Genomic DNA, 19485 nt, shown 5'->3' on the forward strand with positions numbered 1-19485 from the left:
CGGCGACCCCGACGACGGCGGCCCCCACCACCACGGACCACACGAGCCGACGGCTCACCCCGCCGGGCGGGGCGGGCGGGGCGGGCTGATGGTCGCCGGCCGGCCAGGACGTACCCGTCGTCCCACCCGGCCACCCACCCGACGGCACCGCTCCGGCGCCCTCGCCCACCTGCTCGGGCACGGACCACGCCCCCGCCGGACCACCACCGGCCCCCGGCCCGTGCCACGTACTTCCCTCACCGGCTACGGGCCAGCCGGCGGGGGGTGCGGGTGGCGGGGCGGAGGGGGCGTCGGGGCTGGAGGTCGGCGGGGCGGACGCGGCGTCGGCCGACGCCGCCGGTGCCACCCCCGGCGGCCACCCCGGCGCGAACTCCGGCCGACCCGGTGGCGGTGTGGTGGGGGCCGCCGAGGTCCGGCTGCCGTCACCGTCCTCCCAGCGCTGCGTCTCCTCGTTCCAGTACCGTGCTCGCCCGCTCATCGCGCCCCTCACCCCATCCCCAGCAGACCGGCCACGGCCCCGGCCGAGGCGATGAGGCCGACCAGGGCCTGGGAGTCGTTCAGCAGCTGCCGCAGGCGTTCGAGGCGGGTCGGGCCGGCCTGGCCGGTGGTGACGATCTCCTCCTCCGTCTCGGCGAGCGCGGTGGCCAGTGCGGCCGTCTCGTCGCTCGCGCGCACCCGGGTGAGATCGGCACGCAGTTCGCGTACCGCCTTCAACAGTTCCTCGGCGGCCTGGTCACGCGGCACGGCGGTGCCGTGGTGGCTCTCGGCGTGCGCCTGGTTGCCGATGGCGAAGGTGCTGCCGTGGATCCCGCCGCTGATGTTGACACTCGGCTCATCCGTTGCCATCGCTGCCGGTTCCCTTCTGCGGCGCGGTGCCGCCGGTTGTCGTAGAGGAAGGAGAGGAGGGAGAGGAGGGAGAGGAAGGGGCGGCAGAGGCGGAAGGAGTGAACGTGGAGGACGACGCCGTGGCCTTCTCACCCAGCGCGAACGTGCTGCCGTGGATGCCGCCCTCGATGTTCACGGCGCCGTTGCTGATGTTCACGATCTTCTGGACGAACTCCCCGGTCTGGTAACCGGACTCGGCCAGCGCGGTCAGCACGCCGTGGGCGACCCGGTCCTGGACGCTCTTGAGGTAGCGGGAGACGTCCATCTCCTGGAAGAGCGAGCCCTCGTCCGCCTGACCCAGCTCGCGCACGGAGAGGGCCGGACCGTCCGGCAGCGCGCCCGAGTGGCCGCCAGTGAGCAGCTTCCACGCGTACACCAGGCCCTTGCCCAGCGTCCCCAGCGAGCGGGCCGCCGAACCGGGCACCCGCGCCACCGCCCACGCCGCCTTGCCGAGCGCGTTGTTGTGCCGGAAGGTGTGCGCCGTGCGGTCGGCGTCCTTGAAGTCCTCGCGCACCGGCAGCAGCACATGCGGGGCGATCTCCAGCATGAGCATGCGGCCCTGGGTGTGGATGCGCACGAAGACGGTGACGACCAGCTCCTCCTCCCAGCCGCCGACCCGGATGCGCAGGAAGTGCCGCCGCTTCTCAGCCCCTTCCTCGACGGCCCGCGCCCGGTGCTCCTCGAAGGCCTGCACGTTGTACGGCGCATCCTCGCGCCGCCTGAGCCCCTCGGCCGGCAGGAACACGCACTCGTCGATCTCCAGCCAGCGCAGCCGGTCGCGGACCATGGGGCCGGCGAACTCGGAGGGCAGCCGCAGCTGTTCGAGCAGCGGGCGGATCTTCTCCAGGACCGTGCGGTTGCCGAGCGGCAGCTGCACGTCCTTCGTGGCGTCGGGGCGCAGTTCGACGGCGAGCACCCAGGTCTGGTACGCGAGTCCGGCCCCGCAGAACGGCCGCTTCTCGTGGTACATGATCAGCGGCGCGTGCTGTTCGACGCGGATGCGCTGCTTGAGCCGCTGGAAGCGCTGCCCCTCGGCCGGCTCGGCGGGGTCGCCGGCCGCGTCCGGGAAGCGCTGCGGGGACAGCTCGGCGGCCAGCACCCTGGCGAACTGTCCGCGCTGCCCGGCCACGCACAGCGCGATCAGCGCGAACAGGCCGATCGTGAGCCAGGCCTGCCAGGGCTCCACCAGACCGTCGGTGTCGGAGAGGTTCGGGGCCAGCAGGTCGGTCCAGCTGGAGGAGTCGCTGTAGTAGGAGGAGTCGTCGGAGGCGTACGACTCGTCGTCCCCGCCGCCGAATGCCGCGACCAGGGTGACGATCAGGAAGGTCGTGAAGAGGAGGCGGCCCCACCAACGCAGGATGAAGGCGAACAGCCGTCGGTACAGCGGCGGCTGCGGGTCCTTGCCGCGGGCCCAGGAGGCGACCGCGAGCAGCAGGCTGGGGCCGAGGAAACCGGCCAGCAGCCCGCCGGTCAGCGGCAGCCCCACCACCCACAGGCCGACGATCAGCCCGGCCCAGAGCAGTTCCTGGCGCCGGGCGCGCAGCGCGTGTGCGAGCACCCGGGCCGCGTCGAAGCCGAGCGACGGGGCCACGATCCGCTGTTCGTTGAGGTGCAGTTGCTCGATCACCCGGTCCCGGTAGCCGGGATCCAGGTAGGCGCCCGCGCACAGCAGCCGGGTCGCCTCGCTGGCGTGCGGCGGTGTGGGCGGGTGGGGTGGTACGGGTGCCGAAGGTGCGCCGGCCTGCGTCGGCTGCGGCTGCGGCTGCGGCTGCGGCTGCGGCTGCGGCTGCGGCTGCGGCTGCGGCTGCGGCTGCTGCGGCACGTATGCGGTGCTCACGCTGTTCCCCCGATGCGTGTAAAAACCCTTACTCAGAGTGTTGTTGACAAACAATCAGCATAGAGGGGCTGGTGGGGCCGGGGGAACCGGAATGCCAGGAGGCCGGGCGGGTCGCCGGCCCACGGTGGACGAGCGGGCACTCTTTGACTAAAGTCAAAGAAATATGGAGCCAGTCTCAGCGGAACACGTGACGGCCTTCCGCCGGTTCAATCGCTACTTCACGCGCCGCATCGGCGCGCTCGACGACCACTACCTCGGCCAGGACCGTCCCCTCGGCGAGGCCCGGCTGCTGTTCGAGATCGCCGAGAGCGCGGCCGGGGTGTCCCTGCGGGAGCTGCGGAGCCGACTCGGCCTGGACGCCGGGTACTTGAGCCGGATGGCGAAGGCGCTGGAGGCGCAGGGCATGGTCCGTATCGCCGTGCACCCCGACGACAACCGGCTGCGGATGGTCGAGCTGACCCCGGCCGGGCACATCGAGCTGACGGAGCAGCAGCGCCGGGCCGACGCCCTCGTGGCCCACCTCCTCGGCGGCCTCACCGACCGGCAGCGCACCGACCTCACCGAGGCGATGACCGCCACCCGCCGCCTGCTGCGCCTCGCCGCCATCACCGTCGACCTCGTCGACGGCGCCTCCGAGTCCGCCCGGACCTGCCTCGACGCCTACGCCGCCGACCTCGACGAACGCTTCCCGGAAGGGTTCGACAAGTCCGACCTCGTACGGCCGGAGGAGGTGTCCGCGGATGCCGGGGCGTTCTTCGTGGCGTACGAGGAGGGCAGGCCGGTGGGGTGCGGGGCGCTGCGGCGGCTGGAAGGCGGCGTCGGCGAGATCCGGCATGTGTGGGTGCACCCGGACGCCCGGCGCCTGGGGCTCGCCCGCCGGATCCTCGACGCGCTGGAGCGGGAGGGCCGGCGCCGCGCCTTCGACGTCGTACGGCTGGACACGCACGCGGCGCTCACCGAGGCGCAGGCGATGTACCGGGCGTGCGGCTACCGCGAGATCCCGGCGTACGTCGACCACGTCTACGGCGACCACTATTTCGAGAAGCGGCTACGGGACTGACGCCCCCACCAGCAGCTCCCGTACCGTCCGCCGCAGCACCGGGGGTTGGCCGGGTCGGCGCCGTGGCACGTGACGTCAACTCACGGGAGGGGTTCCTGCGTACGGCGTGGTGCGGTGTCCGGGCCCGGGGCCGCCTGGCGGGGCGGACCGGAACGCAGTGATCCCCGGCCCACGTGCGTGCGGCGGACCGGGGATCGGGCGAGCGGGTCGGCTCAGATGAGGCCGAGGCCGCGGACCGCCTCGCGCTCCTCCTCCAGCTCCTTGACGGAGGCGTCGATACGGGCGCGGGAGAACTCGTTGATCTCCAGGCCCTGGACGATCTCGTACTTGCCGTCCTTGGTGGTGACGGGGAAGGAGGAGATGAGGCCCTCCGGGACGCCGTACGAACCGTCGGACGGAATGCCCATGGAGACCCAGTCGCCGTCGGCGGTGCCGTTGACCCAGGTGTGGATGTGGTCGATGGCGGCGTTGGCGGCGGAGGCGGCGGAGGACGCGCCGCGGGCCTCGATGATGGCGGCGCCGCGCTTGGCGACGGTCGGGATGAAGTCCTCGGCCAGCCACTTCTCGTCGCTGACGACCTCGGCGGCGTTCTTGCCGGAGATGGTGGCGTGGAAGATGTCCGGGTACTGGGTGGCGGAGTGGTTGCCCCAGATGGTGAGCCGCTTGATGTCGGAGACCGTCGAACCCGTCTTCTTCGCGAGCTGGGTGAGCGCGCGGTTGTGGTCGAGGCGGGTCATCGCGGTGAACCGCTCGGCCGGTACGTCGGGCGCGGCGGCCTGCGCGATGAGGGCGTTGGTGTTGGCCGGGTTGCCGACCACCAGGACCTTGATGTCGTCCGCGGCGTGCGCGTTGATGGCCTGGCCCTGCGGCTTGAAGATGCCGCCGTTGGCGGAGAGCAGGTCGCCGCGCTCCATGCCCTTGGTACGGGGCCGGGCACCCACGAGCAGCGCGACGTTGGCGCCGTCGAAGGCGACGTTCGGGTCGTCCGTGATGTCGATGCCCTGGAGGAGGGGGAACGCGCAGTCGTCCAGCTCCATGGCGGTGCCCTCGGCGGCCTTCAGCGCCGGGGTGATCTCCAGGAGCCGGAGCTTGACCGGCACGTCCGCGCCGAGCAGCTGGCCGGAGGCGATGCGGAAGAGCAGGGCGTAACCGATCTGGCCGGCCGCGCCGGTGACGGTGACGTTCACGGGAGTGCGGGTCATGGCGTTCTCCGTATGACAGCTGGCGGTGGGGCGTCCCTGCCCCGGGGGTCCGAATGATCGATCTCTTGGCGTCAAGAGAGATCAGCGTCAGGCTATCGCGCATCCGGGATCCCGGACGTCCGGCCCCCTGTGGCCCACCCCACAACCGCCCGCAAAAGAAGGGGCGGCCGCCATGTCCGGGAGAGGGGGGACAACGGCGGCCGCCAGATGGGGGTACCGACACAGCCGGACTCCCGTGGGGGTAACGTCCGCCTGCCCCCTCCGGGGCGAGGCATGCGTGCCGTACGACAAATTGTTTCGCCCACCCCACGGCAGCCGCAGGGCGTCCGCCCCCTTCCCCACCGTGGCTACGGACGGTCGACCCCATCCCCACCGAAGCCGCGGGCAGCCGCCCGCCTCCCCCACCGCAGCCGCGGGCCGTCGCCCCCTTCCCCGCCATAGCCGCCGGGCAGCCGCCCGCCTCCGCAGCCATAGCCGCCGGGCAGTCGCTCCCTCACTGCAGCCGCAGCCAGCCGCCCCCTCCCTAGCCGAGGCCGCGGGCCGTCGCCCGCCTCCCCCGCCATAGCCGCCGGACGGCCGCCCCCTCCCCCACCGCAGCCGCGCCCAGCCGCCCCCTCCCCAGCCGCAGCTGCGGGCAGTCGTGCCGCTTGGGCGGCACGGGTGGGCGCAGCGGCAACCCGCCAGCGCGGGCGAGCGAAAAGCACCCACCCCCCGCACCAGCAGACCTGCACACCGGCACACCGGCACACCGGCACACCGGCACACCGCAGCCAACTACTCCGTGCAGCCCTGCTCCCCGGAGGCCAGCGTCACGCATGCCTCCGCCTCGTCCGCGTCCTGCACGGCCACCATAGGCGTGTACGCGATCGTGTCCCCGGCAGCGGTGATGGACCCCGTCTGCCGGGCCTGCCCCACCGTCACCTGCACCTCGTCCCCCTGCACGGCCGCGGTGATACGCCCCCACGCCGCCCCACAGGTCTCGCTGTACCGCACCTCGACAAGGGTCGTACCGACGGTCGCGGTCTTCGCGGTGGTCACGAGGTCCCCACTGCACCCCATGGCCTCCGCGTCCTCGCCCGCGCAGTCGGCACCGATGCACTTGACGCCGGCGGGCAGTACGGGGTCCGAGCTGACGGTCGGCGAGGGCGACTTGGCCGACTCCTTGGCCTCGTCGTCACCCCTGCCCTGGGTGAGGAAGAACGCGCCGGCGACCACGACGAGGACACCGACGGCGCCCGCGAGGAACATCGTCGCCCGGCGCTTCCCCGACGCTTCGCCGGACGGCGAACCGTCCCCGGGACGAGGCCCCTGCGGCGGTTCGCCGAACGACCCCGGAACGGCGGCACCCGGCACACCGGCACCCGCACCCCCCGGCGCAGCCGAACCCGGACCTGCACCCGGACCCGCACCCGGACCCGCCCCCCGCCCCCCGGCCGGCGAAGGCCCCGCATACCCGGCGAGCCCCCACGAGTTGCCGCCGGCGGAGCGACCGGACGTACCGGCCTCCGCGTCCCGCGCGTCCCGCCCCGTCGGCTGCGGCGGCACCGTCGGTGCCACCCCCGCCGGCCCCGCAATCCCCGGCGTCGCCGTCGCGCTGCCGCCCTTGCGGGCCGTCTTGCCGCTCTTCGCGTTGGCGGGCGGCGCCCCGAACTCCCCGAGCGCGGCACGCGCCTGGGAGATGCGGATCGCCTCCATGGTCATGTCGTGGCGCATCTCCGAACGGCTCCAGGCACGCTCGGCCAGCTCCCACATGGTCGTCAGATGGATGGGATTGGTCCCGGTCACCTCGGCCAGCGCGACGATCGCACCCTTGGGCGCGAGCAGCCGGCCGTTGAGATAACGCTCCCAGGACGTCTTGCTGTATCCCGTGCGGTCGGCCACCGAGGCGACGCTCAGGCCGCTGCGGTCCACCAGCCTCCGCAACTGGCTCGCGAACTCCCTGACCTGTGGATCGAGTTCATCCGGCAAGGCCCTCCAACGAGGCATTGCTTCCCCCCTCTTCCCCCCCGGTACGTGCTGTCTCTTGCCCCCGCGCGTGGGTGCCCCCTGCCGAGTCCCCGTTCTGGCTACCCACAGGGATGCGCCCAGTCAGGATCTCAGTTCCCGGGGTGGGGGCGCACGGGTGCATCGGGGCCGTGGGCGTGCACGCTCGCACGCCCGCTGGACCGTGGTCCAGTCTCCCACCGGTGGCGCCTCTCCCCACCCACCCGGCGTACCGCCGGACAGACATTCGGGACGTCCCGGAACATCCCGAATGACCACGCTAGCCCGGCTGTTGAGCGACTTCGTCGCAAATCCTCGAACTTGTCAACACATCGACACACAGAACGCACATACGCGGTCACCGAAAGCGCACAGGTCTCACGACGCCCAGCAGCAGCCGGGCCCCTCGGCCCCGTCGCCTTGTGCGCAAGGGCTACCAAGCCCCGTCGGGGCGGCGGCTGCGTGCCGGGCGACCGTGCGACCGTGCGACCGTGCGACCGGGCGACCGGCCCCCACGACCCCCAGACAACCGCCGACCGGTCGCGGCACCACACCACCCGCGGAGCGCTACGTGTCGACCGTGAAGTGCAACGTGTCCTTCAAGAACGGAATCTCCAGCCAGGGATCCGGCTGCACCATCAGCGCCAACAACACGATCGCCAACCCCAACACCCCGTACGTGGTGATATCCGTGAACCGCGACCGAACCGCGAGCATCCCCACACCCGGCAGCACAAACCGCAGCACCGCACCGCCGATCAGGGCAACGCCGATCAGCATCGTGCCGATACGGAACGCATCCATCGCGGTCAGCAGCAGCCCCGCCCCCACCAGCGACAGCACCGCGAGCATCGGCCACTGCCTGGCCGGCGCCGGAGCGTCGCCGCCTGCGGCACGGCCGCCGCCCTCCGGACGTGCCGTGTCCCTCGTGAACAGCGGAAAGCGACGCGTGGCCCGCCGCGCCCTGCCCTCGGCATCGGGGGCGCTGACCGCGTCCCGCACCTTGAATTCCTCGGCGGTCTCGCCTGCGGGCGCCGCCTTCTCCACGCCGCTGCCGTCAGCCGACACTGCGCTCCGCCGCCTCGACCACGTTGACCAGCAGCTGCGCCCGGGTCATCGGGCCGACGCCGCCGGGGTTGGGGGAGATCCAGCCGGCGACCTTCGCGACGTCCGGGTGGACATCGCCGACGATCCTGCCCTCGGCGCTGCGCGAGACACCGACGTCGAGGACCGCGGCGCCGGGCTTGACGTCCTCGGGGCGGATCAGATGGGCGGAACCGGCGGCGGCGATGATGATGTCGGCGTTGCGCAGATGCGCCGACAGGTCACGCGTCCCCGTGTGGCACTGGGTCACGGTCGCGTTCTCGCTGCGCCGGGTCAGCAGCAGCGGCATCGGGCGGCCGATGGTGACACCGCGGCCGACGACCACGACCTCGGCGCCCTTGATCTCCACGCCGTAGCGGCGCAGCAGGGTGAGCACGCCGTTCGGGGTGCAGGGCAGCGGCGCGGGCTCGCCCAGCACCAGCCGCCCGAGGTTCATCGGGTGCAGCCCGTCCGCGTCCTTGTCCGGGTCCATCAGTTCCAGGATGCGGTTCTCGTCGATGCCCCGGGGGAGGGGCAGTTGGACGATGTAACCGGTGCAGGCGGGGTCCTCGTTCAGTTCCCGCACCACCGCCTCGATCTCCTCCTGCGTCGCCGTCGCGGGCAGCTCGCGCTGGATGGAGGCGATGCCGACCTGGGCGCAGTCGCGGTGCTTGCCTGCGACGTACTTCTGGCTGCCGGGGTCCTCCCCGACCAGGATCGTGCCGAGGCCGGGCGTGACGCCCTTCTCCTTCAGCGCCGCCACGCGGGCGGTCAGATCGGACTTGATCGCGGCTGCGGTGGCCTTGCCATCGAGAATCTGGGCGGTCATGGCTCCATCCTCCCGGATGACCGGTCCCTGGTTCCAATCCGGGTCCCGGCCGCCGCTGCGGCCGGGCCGCAGGCGGATGTTGCACTTGCACAACACACAGCGAATGCGGCTGGACAAATAAGTCATCCATAAAGAACGATGAGCGGCGCGATATCGCGGTCCGTGTTGGGGGGCAAGCCGCTCAGATCTGATGTTCCTCCGCGCCTCCGCACTGTCCCCACCCGCGCAACGGAGGAAACCCAGTATGAGTTTCGGCTCGCCCAACAATCCCTATGGTCAGCCGCAGGACCCGAAGCAGCAGCCCGGGTACGGCTATCCCCAGCAGGGCGGCCAGCCCGGCCAGGGCTACCCCCAGGCTCCGCAGGGCGTCCCGCCGCAGCAGGGGTACGGCTACCCGCAGCAGCCGGGATACCCCCAGCAGCCCGGCTACCCCGGCGGGTACCCGCAGCAGCCCGGCTACCCCGGCGGATACCCGCAGCAGCCGGGTTACGGCATGGCGCCCCCGTACGCGAACTGGGGACGGCGTTTCCTCGGCACTCTGGTGGACGGCCTGGTCCTCCTGGTCCCGTACATCCTCATCGGCATCGACATGGCCGCCCAGACGGTGGTCCTGTCGCTGATCGGCGTCGTCGCCATCTTCGGCATCGCGATCTGGATGCTGGTCCAGGAAGGCCGCACCGGACAGACCATCGGCAAGAAGGCGGCCGGCATCCGCCTGCTGCGGGAGAGGGACGGTCAGCCCCTGGGCGTCGGTATGGCGTTCGTGCGCCGTATCGCCCACTTCCTGGACAGCATCGCGTGCTACCTCGGCTGGCTGTGGCCGCTGTGGGACGACAAGAAGCAGACGTTCGCCGACAAGGTCTGCTCGTCGGTCGTGATTCGCTCCAACTGAGCAGGGCGGGCGGCGTGTTCGCGCGGACGACGGGGACGGGGACCTCGCCACAAGGGACGCTGGTCCGGCAGTGCCGACATGACCCCCAAGGGAACGCCTCCCGCCGCGGGGGCGAGCTGGAGAGCAACGGCGGCTGCTGCTGACGCCCGACGGGTGCCCCCCTGACCGGGGGGCACCCGTGTCGCACATCAGTGGAAGAAGTGCCGCGTCCCCGTGAAGTACATCGTCACGCCGGCCTTCTTCGCCGCCTCGACGACGAGTTCGTCGCGGACGGAACCGCCGGGCTGGACAACGGCCTTGACGCCGGCCTCGGTGAGGATCTCCAGGCCGTCCGGGAACGGGAAGAAGGCGTCCGAGGCGGCGTACGAGCCCTGTGCGCGCTCGGCGCCGGCTCGTTCCACGGCCAGTTTCGCGGAGTCGACGCGGTTGACCTGGCCCATGCCGACACCGACCGAGGCGCCGTCCTTGGCCAGGAGGATGGCGTTGGACTTCACGGCGCGGCAGGCCTTCCAGGCGAAGGCGAGCTGCTGAAGCTCCTCGGCGTCGAGGGCTTCGCCGGTCGCCAGCGTCCAGTTGGCGGGGGCGTCGCCCTCGGCCTGGAAGACGTCCGTCACCTGGGCCAGCCCGCCACCGTCGATCGGGCGGAACTCGGCGGCCGGCTCCGGTGCTTCGGGGCACCGCAGCACGCGGATGTTCTTCTTCTTGGCGAGGGCTTCGAGCGCGCCCTCCTCGTAGTCCGGCGCGACGACGACCTCGGTGAAGATCTCGGCGACCTGCTCGGCCATCTCCTTCGACACCGGGCGGTTGACGGCGATCACACCGCCGAACGCCGACAGCGGGTCACAGGCGTGCGCCTTGCGGTGCGCCTCGGCGACATCCGCGCCGACCGCGATACCGCACGGGTTCGCGTGCTTGATGATCGCGACACAGGGCTCGTCGTGGTCGTACGCGGCACGGCGGGCGGCGTCCGTGTCCGTGTAGTTGTTGTACGACATCTCCTTGCCGTGCAGCTGCTCGGCCCCGGCGAGACCTCCGCAGCCGCCTGTGTAGAGGGCGGCCGGCTGGTGCGGGTTCTCGCCGTAGCGCAGCACCTGCTTGCGCTCGTACGTCACCCCGATGAAACTCGGGAACTCCTCGCCGTCACCGGCGTACTCCCCGAGGAACCAGCCGGCGACCGCCACGTCGTACTCGGCCGTGTGCCGGAAGGCCTCGGCCGCCAGCCGCTTGCGGGTGGCGAGGCCGAAGCCGCCGTCGCGGACCGCGGTGAGGACGTCGGCGTACCGCGAAGGGCTGGTGACCACGGCCACGGACGGGTGGTTCTTGGCGGCGGCGCGCACCATGGACGGCCCGCCGATGTCGATCTGCTCGACGCACTCGTCGGGCGAGGCACCGGAGGCGACGGTCTCCCGGAACGGGTAGAGGTTGACGACGACGAGGTCGAACGGCTCGACCCCCAGCTCGGCGAGCTGCTCCCGGTGACTGTCGAGCCGCAGGTCGGCGAGGATGCCCGCGTGGACCTTGGGGTGCAGGGTCTTGACGCGGCCGTCCAGGCACTCGGGGAAGCCGGTGACCTCCTCGACCTTGGTGACGGGGACGCCCGCGGCGGCGATACGGGAGGCGGTGGACCCGGTGGAGACGAGTTCCACGCCCGCCTCGTGCAGCCCGCGCGCGAGCTCCTCCAGCCCGGTCTTGTCGTAGACGCTGACGAGCGCCCGGCGAATCGGCCGCTTGTTGCTCTCGGCGGTCACAGGATTACTACCTTTCGTCCCTCGATGCGGTAGCCGTTGCGGGCGATCCGCCCCACGACGTCCACGAGCACCCTTCGTTCGACTTCCTTGATGCGCTCTTTCAGAGCGTCCTCGTCGTCCTCGTCCCGGATCTCCACCACTGCCTGAGCGATGATCGGTCCGGTGTCGACGCCGTCGTCGACGAGGTGCACGGTGCAGCCGGTGACCTTGACGCCGTACGCGAGCGCGTCGCGCACTGCGTGGGTTCCGGGAAAGCTCGGCAGGAGAGCGGGGTGGTTGTTGATGAGCCGGCCGCCGTAACGCGCGAGGAACTCCTTGCCCAGGAGCTTCATGAACCCGGCCGAGACGACGAGATCGGGTTCGTGGGAGGCGACGACCTCGGTGAGTGCCGCGTCCCAGGCCTCCCGGCTCTCGTGGTCCTTGACCCGGCACACGAAGGTGGGCAGTCCGGCCCGCTCTGCGCGGGCGAGTCCCTCGATGCCGTCGCGGTCGGCTCCGACGGCCACGATCTCGGCCCCGTAGGCGGCGGGGCCCATCTCGGCGACGGCGTCGAGGAGCGCCTGCAGATTGCTGCCGGAACCGGAGACCAGCACGACCAGGCGCTTTACTGCGGACTCGGTGAGGGACTCGGCCACGGCTGGGCCCTTTCTCGGGGGTGCGTTCTTCGAGCGGCCGGCTCGCGCGCTGGGCTTTGTGCATTCGTACGAATGCTTCACGCCCCGGGATACGGGGAAGCCTACGAAACGGCCGACCGTCAGCAACGATACCGGCACATCGGGAGGCCCCCACGGGACGGGGGCGTGGCCGGAAGGTAGCGTCTGGGAGGAGCCGGTCCGGGAACGTGGATGGTGTGCGGTGCGTTCGCGGGGTGACGGCTCAGCCAGACGACTCGTACTCCACGCATTCCAACTCCACGTACTCCAAGGGGAAGACGCTCACTTGATGTCGGACCGCAGCCTGCGACTCCTCACGCTCCCCCAGCAGTCGGTGCAGGGAGGGGAGCGCAGCGCCGTGCTGGTTCTGCGGGAGCGCCCCACCTCACCGCCCGATGCTCGCTCGGGCAAGCCGAACGGCGAAGGGCAAGGCGGCGCGGCGGAGGAGGACAACCCGTTCGCGCCGCCGCCGGAGGGCACGCCGGACCGCCCGTGGCAGCCGCGGCGCCCCTCGGGCGGCGACTCCTCCTCCGATGACGGTGACGGTGACGGCCGCTCGCGCTCCCCGTGGGGCAGCCAGTGGAGCGACCGCCAGCCCGGCCGCTCCTCGGGCGGCTTCGGCGACCGTCCGGGCAGCCGGGGCGATCAGGACGGCGGCCCGGAGGGCGGCCCCGGCGGCGGCCCCGGCGGCGGCCCCGGCGGCGGCCCCGGCGGCGGCCCCGGCGGCCCCGGCGCGAACCTCCGCTGGGACCCGACGGACCCCGCCCAGCGCCGTGCGCGGTATGCCCTGCTCGCCGGGATGTGGGCCTTCTTCTTCGCCCTCTTCAGCTGGCCGTACGTGGCCCTGATGCTCGGCGCACTCGCCCTGTACTGGGGCATCAGCGCCCTCCGTGCCAAGCCCCGGCCAGCCGACCCGGACACGCCGGCCCCCGCCGCCAACGCCCGCCCCCAGACCACGGCCGCGGTGTCCGGCCTCGTCACCGCCTCCCTCGCCATCGCGCTCGTCGCCGCGACCTTCACCGCCCAGCTCGTCTACCGCGACTACTACACCTGCGTCAACGACTCCCTCACCAACGAGGCAAAGCAGTCCTGCGAGCAGCTCCTGCCGGAGGAACTGCGGGGCGTGCTCGGCACCGGAAACTGAGATCTCCGCCAACGCCGGAGGGGCTGACCGACTCAGCCCCTCCGGCGTTCGAGGACGAGGCCGTTCGGGCCGCTGCGGGGGCCTGCGGGCGCAGCCCCCAGGGCCGCTCTCGACTGCCCGGGACGAGTAGGGGCGGCGGGGCGAGTTCAGGCCTCCGGGGACTGGGCGGGCGGCACCACCTTCCCCAGCTCCGGCCCACCCGCGTCGTCACTCGGCACCGGTTCCGGATCGACGTCGGCGGGCAGCAGGTCGTACGCCTCCGAGGCATCCCCCGGTCCAAGGGACTCACGGGGAGCGTCCGGCGTGACATCAGCCGTATCCGCCGCCTCGCGACGCCTCAGATGCGCCAGGCGCCCCAGACGCCCCATGCGCCCCGGACGCCCCCTGCCCTCCCGGCACCGCCACCCCCGCACCCCCACCGCCACCACAACCGCCACCCCCGCGATCCACCCCAGCGCCGCCCCACCGGCCTGCCACCACACCGGCCCGAACCGAGCCAGCGCCGCCCCACCGAGCGCCCCACCCGACAACGCGGCAAGGACAGCGACCAGCCCCGCGCACAGCACGGCCGCCCACCACGCCGTCCCCGCGGTCCGCCGCCAGGACCAGGCACTCTTTCCCTCGCCGCCAGGCCCCACACCCGCCCCGCTCCGGGACCCCGCCCCCGCCCCGGCCCCGGCCGTACCCTCGGACCCACCCCCGTCCAAGCCCGGCCCCGGGCCCGTCCGACGGCCCGAATCCACCCCGGCCCCACCCGCATCCCCAACAGCCGCCCCACCCACAAACCACCCCACCGTCACCCCGGCCAGCACCGGCACCATCCCCGCCGCCCAGTTCAGCGGCGTCCCGGCCCCCGCGTCCGGTACCGCCGCCAGCAGGGGGAACGGCGGCAGGAGCGGGGCGGGGGCGGAGGCGAGGGGAGACACGACGTGGCCCACGCCGAGGGTGAAGCCGGGGCCGAGGGCGTACGCCGCTCCCCACACGGCCGCGTTCGGCACGAGCGCCATGCAGAGCAACAGCACCGCGAACTGCCCCGACCCCCCTTCCGTCAGCTGCAGAAAGGACTTCCTGGCCGCCTCGCCGTGCCAGACCAGGGACACCGTCAGCAACAGCGCCCCGCCGCCGACCAGCACGGCCACCCCGGCGCCCGCGGCACGCGCGGCGGCGAAGAGGCGGGACGGGAGATCCGGCAGGAGGAGAAGACGTCGTACCCGCCGCCGTACCCACGGCGGGAGATGGTTCAGCACGCTGTAGACCGGCTCGCCCGTACGCCCGTACGCCGTCCAGACCCCCGCCCCCGCCGCCACCGTCGCGACCACCGGCACACACACGCACACCCACACCCACGACGGCCGCAGCGCACCCCCCGAGGCATACAGAGCCGCCGCCGCACCGACTCCGAGGTAGCCCAGGACGACGCCCGCCAACGCCACCACCGGCCCCGCCCCCGGCCCTTCTCCGCTTCCGCGTCCGTCCGCCTCCCGCTCGTCCGCCGCGGCGTCCCGCGCAGCCCGGTGCAGCAGCAGCACCGGCAACACGAGCAGCATCAACGGGGTGACGCCGACCGGTGCGGGAGCGCCGGAGAGCGAGTCGGTGCGGATCAGGTCGGCACCGTGCGCCAGCAGCCACAGCGCGGCGGCGACATGCAGCGCCCCACCCGGTCCGCTGTCGGGATACGGCGAACTGATCCACAGCACCAACACCAGCACGGCGAACGACCCGAGCCCCACCGCCGCCGCGAGCGCACCGGCCAGCAGGCTCGCGGTCAGCCCGGGCGAACGGTGGCGCAGCCGGGCGAGCAGCAACGACAACGACGAACGGCGGCGAACGGTCATCTGGGTCACGACCGTCATGCTCCCAACGACACGCGCTTTCCTGTCGTAACAGGCGAACCACCGATGTGTCGCTCAATATATGTTTATGTACTTTTTCGTACGAAAGGGCGAGCCGTGACGCAGAGCCCTTCTACCCCGCTCCCCCCGCCCAAGGAACGCCGACGCCTGCGCAGGGCCCAGTCGTTGACGCAGGCTCAGGTCGCGGCGCGGGTGGGCGTCACCCGGGAAACGGTCCGTTCGTGGGAGACCGGCCGGACGACTCCGCGCGGCCGGAAACGGGAGGTCTACGCGAGGCTGCTGACCGGACTCGCGACCGAGACGAACGAGATGAACGAGACGACCGAGAGGAAGCTGGCGAACGAGAGGAAGGTGACGAACGAGAGGAAGGTGACGGCGGGTCAAGAGGACCCGGTCGGGGCAAAGGTGTCGGTGGCCGCGTCGACTCCGGTACGCCCGGAGGAGCCCGTTCCGCCCGCCATCGGCCTCGCCGACGCCCCCGTACGAACCGCCGAACCACCACGGCTCACCCCGGAACCGGCGATCGACGTGCTGTCCGATGCCCTGACGCCCGCTCAGGCCTTCGACGCGCTGTACGCGTTCTGCGCTCCCGCCCTCGTACGGCAGACCTATCTGCTCACGGGGCGCCGCGAACTCGCCCGCGAGTCGGTCGAACGGGCCTTCCAGCTCGCCTGGCAGAACTGGCCGGAGGTGGCCCTCGACCGCGACCCGGCGGGCTGGGTGCGGGCGACGGCGTACGAGTGCGCCCTCTCCCCCTGGCACCGCCTCCGTCCGCGCTACCGGCACCCCGAACCGCCCCCCGCCGACGCGACCGACCGCGCGCTGATGGACGTACTCCTGAAACTCCCGCCACCGCACCGCCGCACGCTCCTGCTGTACGACGGTGTAGGCCTCGATCTGCCGGACACGGCGGCGGAGACGGAGGCGAGCACTCCGGCGACGGCGAACCGTCTGCTGCACGCGCGCGCGTCGATCGCCGAACGGCTGCCTGAGCTGTCCGACCCGGCCGAACTCCACCGCCGGCTCGCCGCCCTCGCCTCCACCGAACGTCTCCGCGCCGCGGGGCCCCCCGCGGTCCGCAACGGCAGCGAACGCCGCGCCCGCTTCTGGACCCGCGCCGCCATCGCCTTCACCGTCGCCCTGATCGGCACCACGGCCCTCACCCTCCGCTCGGCCCCGACCCAGTACGAGCCGCCGGTGGCACCCGGGAGCGATGTACGCGGAGTACCGAAGCGCGTCGCCCCGGGCCCGTTGTCGGAGGCGGAGTCGGAACTGCGCGAGAAGCTCCGCAAGGAGACGGCGAAAGGCCCGGAGAGACTGGTACCGGCGCTGCCCTAGACGGTATGCAGATGCCTCAACTGCCGATGGGCCCGCCCCCACGCGGGGAACGGGCCCATCGATGCTCAGTCAGCACTCAGCCGACGCTCAGCCAGCACTCAGCCAATGCTCGGCCAAGAAGCCGTTCAGCCGGCGAGAAGCTCGCGCGCCAGCTTCGCCGTCTCGGTCGGCGTCTTGCCGACCTTGACGCCGGCGGCCTCCAGGGCCTCCTTCTTGGCGGCGGCCGTACCGGACGAACCGGACACGATCGCACCCGCGTGGCCCATGGTCTTGCCCTCGGGCGCGGTGAAGCCCGCGACGTAGCCGACGACCGGCTTCTTCACGTTCTCCTTGATGAAGGCCGCGGCCCGCTCCTCGGCGTCGCCGCCGATCTCACCGATCATGACGATCAGGTCGGTGTCGGGGTCGGCCTCGAACGCGGCGAGGGCGTCGATGTGGGTGGTGCCGATGACCGGGTCACCACCGATGCCGACGGCGGAGGAGAAGCCGATGTCCCGCAGCTCGTACATCATCTGGTACGTCAGCGTGCCGGACTTCGAGACCAGACCGATGCGGCCCGGCTTGGTGATGTCGCCCGGGATGATGCCGGCGTTCGACTGACCGGGGGTGATCAGACCCGGGCAGTTGGGACCGATGATGCGGGTCTTGTTGCCCTTCTCGACCGCGTACGCGTAGAACGCCGCCGAGTCGTGCACCGCGATGCCCTCGGTGATGACGACCGCGAGGGGGATCTCGGCGTCGATCGCCTCGACGACGGCGGCCTTGGCGAAGGCCGGCGGCACGAAGAGGACGGATACGTTCGCGCCCGTCTTCTCCATGGCCTCGGCGACCGTGCCGAAGACCGGGATGTCGTTGCCGTCGATGTCGACGGACGTGCCCGCCTTGCGGGGGTTCACGCCACCGACGATGTTCGTGCCGTCGGCCAGCATGAGCTTGGTGTGCTTCATGCCCGTGGCACCGGTCATGCCCTGGACGATGACCTTGCTGTCCTTGTTGAGGAAGATAGCCATGGTGGTCGGAGTCCCTCGATCCCTTTACTTCGCAGCCGCGAGCTCGGCGGCCTTGTCGGCCGCGCCGTCCATGGTGTCCACGCGCTGGACCAGCGGGTGGTTGGCATCCGACAGGATCTGGCGACCCAGCTCGGCGTTGTTGCCGTCCAGGCGGACGACCAGCGGCTTGGTGACGTTCTCGCCGCGGTCCTCCAGGAGCTTGAGCGCCTGCACGATGCCGTTGGCGACCTCGTCGCACGCGGTGATGCCGCCGAAGACGTTGACGAAGACGGACTTGACGTCCGAGTCGCCCAGGATGATCTCCAGGCCGTTCGCCATGACCTGCGCGGACGCGCCGCCGCCGATGTCGAGGAAGTTGGCGGGCTTGACGCCACCGTGCGCCTCACCGGCGTACGCGACGACGTCCAGGGTGCTCATGACGAGACCCGCGCCGTTGCCGATGATGCCGACCTCGCCGTCGAGCTTGACGTAGTTGAGGTTCTTCTCCTTGGCGGCGGCCTCCAGCGGGTTCGCCGACGCGTGGTCGACGAGCGCCTCGTGCTCCGGCTGGCGGAAGTCCGCGTTCTCGTCCAGGGAGACCTTGCCGTCGAGGGCGATGACATCGCCGGAGGCGACCTTGGCCAGCGGGTTGACCTCGACCAGGAGGGCGTCCTCCTTGATGAAGGTGTCCCACAGGGTGACGAGGATGTCGGCGACCTTGTCGGCGACGTCGGCCGGGAACTTCGCCGCCGCGACGATCTCGCGGGCCTTCTGCGGGGTCACGCCCTCGTTGGCGTCGATCGGAGTCTTGGCGACGGCCTCCGGACGGGTGGCCGCCACCTCCTCGATCTCCACGCCGCCCTCGACGGAGGCGATGGAGAGGAAGGTGCGATTGGCGCGGTCGAGGAGGAAGGAGACGTAGTACTCCTCGACGATCTCCGGAGCCGTCTCGGCGATCATCACCTTGTGGACCGTGTGGCCCTTGATGTCCATGCCGAGGATGTCCGTCGCGCGGGCGACGGCCTCGTCCGGGGTCGCGGCGAGCTTCACGCCGCCCGCCTTGCCTCGGCCACCGACCTTCACCTGAGCCTTGACGACGGACTTGCCGCCCAGGCGCTCAGTGGCTGCGCGGGCCGCCTCAGGCGTGTCGATGACTTCACCGGCCAGCACCGGTACATCGTGCTTGGCGAAGAGGTCCCTCGCCTGGTACTCGAACAGGTCCACGCGCTTCCGTCCCTATCAGTGATCTCGCGGTTCGTTGGATGCGTGGGCGTGCCGCGAAGGGCAACGTGACGTCCGCATGTGTCACAAGGGAGGCGCACACGGTGTCCGAGCGCGCGGCATGTCCGTCTCGCAGATTATCGCCGCCGGACAGGGCTCTCTAAATCAGGGGTCACACCTGAGCGGTGATACCTGTCACATGATGCCGCGTTCACTGGCACGGCGTGCCGCGGAGGAAAGGCCTCACCGGGCTGGGGTTGACCCGGTGAGGCCTCTTGAACAGCCCCGTCAGGGGCGCCGAAGCGCCGCTTCCGGGGTGCTGGGCCGGTCGATCCCCACCCCTATGGGAATCAACCCGCCCGTCCACGGGGTCCCGGCCGGACGGTCCGACGGCTTTCGTCCGTCCGTGTCCATCGCCACCGCGGAGTCGGTCGTCCACCAGCGCGGTTACGCGGTGGTGGCGGCGCGCGCCGCGCGCCGGTTCCGCCGGGCAGCCGTCGTACGGCAGCGGTGACGGGCCGTACGACACTTCCCGCCGAGCAGGCCGCCGCACGGCGCCACTGGCGGGCCGTGCACCGGTTCCGCCGGGCAGCCGTCGTACGGCAGCGGTGACGGGCCGTACGACACTTCCCGCCGAGCAGGCCGCCGCACGGCGCCACTGGCGGGCCGTGCACCGGTTCCGCCGGACGGGCCGTCGCACGGCAGCCGTGACGGGCCGTACGACACTTCCCGCCGAGCAGGCCGCCGCACGGCGCCACTGGCGGGCCG

General features: G+C 71.8%; 15 protein-coding genes and 1 pseudogene. 4 read left to right on the top strand and 12 right to left on the bottom strand.

The window, feature by feature from the left end:
• The 3 genes and pseudogenes from GFH49_RS27950 to GFH49_RS27960 form a co-directional block, all read right to left on the bottom strand.
• A pseudogene (locus GFH49_RS27950) lies at positions 1-478 on the bottom strand (hypothetical protein); the annotation flags it as partial.
• An 8-nt stretch (positions 479-486) separates the two neighbouring features.
• Positions 487-846 carry a hypothetical protein gene (locus GFH49_RS27955; RefSeq protein WP_155058835.1) on the bottom strand — a complete coding sequence of 120 codons (360 nt, stop codon included), beginning with the start codon at positions 844-846 and terminating at the stop codon, positions 487-489.
• On the bottom strand, positions 833-2722 hold the full coding sequence (locus tag GFH49_RS27960) for an AbeC-like domain-containing protein (protein ID WP_196218149.1): 1890 nt from the start codon (positions 2720-2722) through the stop codon (positions 833-835). Before GFH49_RS27960 ends, GFH49_RS27955 begins: the two co-directional genes overlap by 14 nt.
• A 163-nt stretch (positions 2723-2885) precedes the next feature.
• Between GFH49_RS27960 and GFH49_RS27965 the strand changes: the two genes are divergently transcribed.
• Positions 2886-3782 carry a bifunctional helix-turn-helix transcriptional regulator/GNAT family N-acetyltransferase gene (locus tag GFH49_RS27965; RefSeq protein WP_155058836.1) on the top strand — a complete coding sequence of 299 codons (897 nt, stop codon included), beginning with the start codon at positions 2886-2888 and terminating at the stop codon, positions 3780-3782.
• Positions 3783-3994: 212 nt separating this feature from the next.
• Here the strand turns inward: GFH49_RS27965 and GFH49_RS27970 are convergent, their stop codons facing one another.
• From GFH49_RS27970 to GFH49_RS27985, 4 genes are all read right to left on the bottom strand, one after another.
• Complete coding sequence (locus GFH49_RS27970) at positions 3995-4984, bottom strand: malate dehydrogenase (protein ID WP_155058837.1); 990 nt, start codon at positions 4982-4984, stop codon at positions 3995-3997.
• Between the two features lie 774 nt (positions 4985-5758).
• Positions 5759-6952: a helix-turn-helix domain-containing protein gene (locus GFH49_RS27975; protein WP_230396530.1), complete on the bottom strand. Its 1194-nt coding sequence runs from the start codon at positions 6950-6952 to the stop codon at positions 5759-5761.
• A 582-nt stretch (positions 6953-7534) separates the two neighbouring features.
• Complete coding sequence (locus GFH49_RS27980; RefSeq protein WP_230396533.1) at positions 7535-8014, bottom strand: DUF3017 domain-containing protein; 480 nt, start codon at positions 8012-8014, stop codon at positions 7535-7537.
• A gap of 10 nt (positions 8015-8024) precedes the next feature.
• Positions 8025-8879, bottom strand: a complete 855-nt coding sequence (locus GFH49_RS27985; RefSeq protein ID WP_155058840.1) for a bifunctional methylenetetrahydrofolate dehydrogenase/methenyltetrahydrofolate cyclohydrolase — start codon at positions 8877-8879, stop codon at positions 8025-8027.
• 244 nt (positions 8880-9123) lie between these two features.
• Here GFH49_RS27985 and GFH49_RS27990 point away from each other — a divergent pair, with 244 nt between their 5' ends.
• On the top strand, positions 9124-9771 hold the full coding sequence (locus GFH49_RS27990; RefSeq protein WP_155058841.1) for an RDD family protein: 648 nt from the start codon (positions 9124-9126) through the stop codon (positions 9769-9771).
• Between the two features lie 188 nt (positions 9772-9959).
• Here the strand turns inward: GFH49_RS27990 and purH are convergent, their stop codons facing one another.
• The gene (gene purH / locus GFH49_RS27995; RefSeq protein ID WP_155058842.1) at positions 9960-11519 is read right to left on the bottom strand and encodes a bifunctional phosphoribosylaminoimidazolecarboxamide formyltransferase/IMP cyclohydrolase; all 1560 of its coding nucleotides are present in this window, start codon (positions 11517-11519) and stop codon (positions 9960-9962) included.
• The gene (gene purN / locus GFH49_RS28000) at positions 11516-12154 is read right to left on the bottom strand and encodes a phosphoribosylglycinamide formyltransferase (RefSeq protein WP_230396531.1); all 639 of its coding nucleotides are present in this window, start codon (positions 12152-12154) and stop codon (positions 11516-11518) included. The genes purH and purN overlap by 4 nt, the downstream gene beginning before the upstream one ends.
• A 307-nt stretch (positions 12155-12461) precedes the next feature.
• Between purN and GFH49_RS39520 the strand changes: the two genes are divergently transcribed.
• Positions 12462-13316, top strand: a complete 855-nt coding sequence (locus tag GFH49_RS39520) for a hypothetical protein (protein WP_196218150.1) — start codon at positions 12462-12464, stop codon at positions 13314-13316.
• Between the two features lie 146 nt (positions 13317-13462).
• On the opposite strand, the gene GFH49_RS28015 is transcribed toward GFH49_RS39520, so the two are convergent.
• Complete coding sequence (locus tag GFH49_RS28015; RefSeq protein ID WP_230396532.1) at positions 13463-15169, bottom strand: cell division protein PerM; 1707 nt, start codon at positions 15167-15169, stop codon at positions 13463-13465.
• 96 nt (positions 15170-15265) lie between these two features.
• Here GFH49_RS28015 and GFH49_RS28020 point away from each other — a divergent pair, with 96 nt between their 5' ends.
• A complete protein-coding gene (locus tag GFH49_RS28020) occupies positions 15266-16507 on the top strand; it encodes a helix-turn-helix domain-containing protein (protein WP_155058846.1) in 1242 nt (413 codons plus the stop codon).
• 125 nt (positions 16508-16632) lie between these two features.
• Here GFH49_RS28020 and sucD read toward each other — a convergent pair whose 3' ends face one another.
• Positions 16633-17517: a succinate--CoA ligase subunit alpha gene (gene sucD / locus GFH49_RS28025; RefSeq protein ID WP_155058847.1), complete on the bottom strand. Its 885-nt coding sequence runs from the start codon at positions 17515-17517 to the stop codon at positions 16633-16635.
• A 24-nt stretch (positions 17518-17541) separates the two neighbouring features.
• Positions 17542-18720, bottom strand: a complete 1179-nt coding sequence (gene sucC, locus GFH49_RS28030; RefSeq protein WP_155058848.1) for an ADP-forming succinate--CoA ligase subunit beta — start codon at positions 18718-18720, stop codon at positions 17542-17544.
• Between the last annotated feature and the right edge of the window lie 765 nt (positions 18721-19485).

The sequence above is a fragment of the Streptomyces blattellae genome, from assembly GCF_009709555.1.
Taxonomy (GTDB): Bacteria; Actinomycetota; Actinomycetes; order Streptomycetales; family Streptomycetaceae; genus Streptomyces; species Streptomyces blattellae.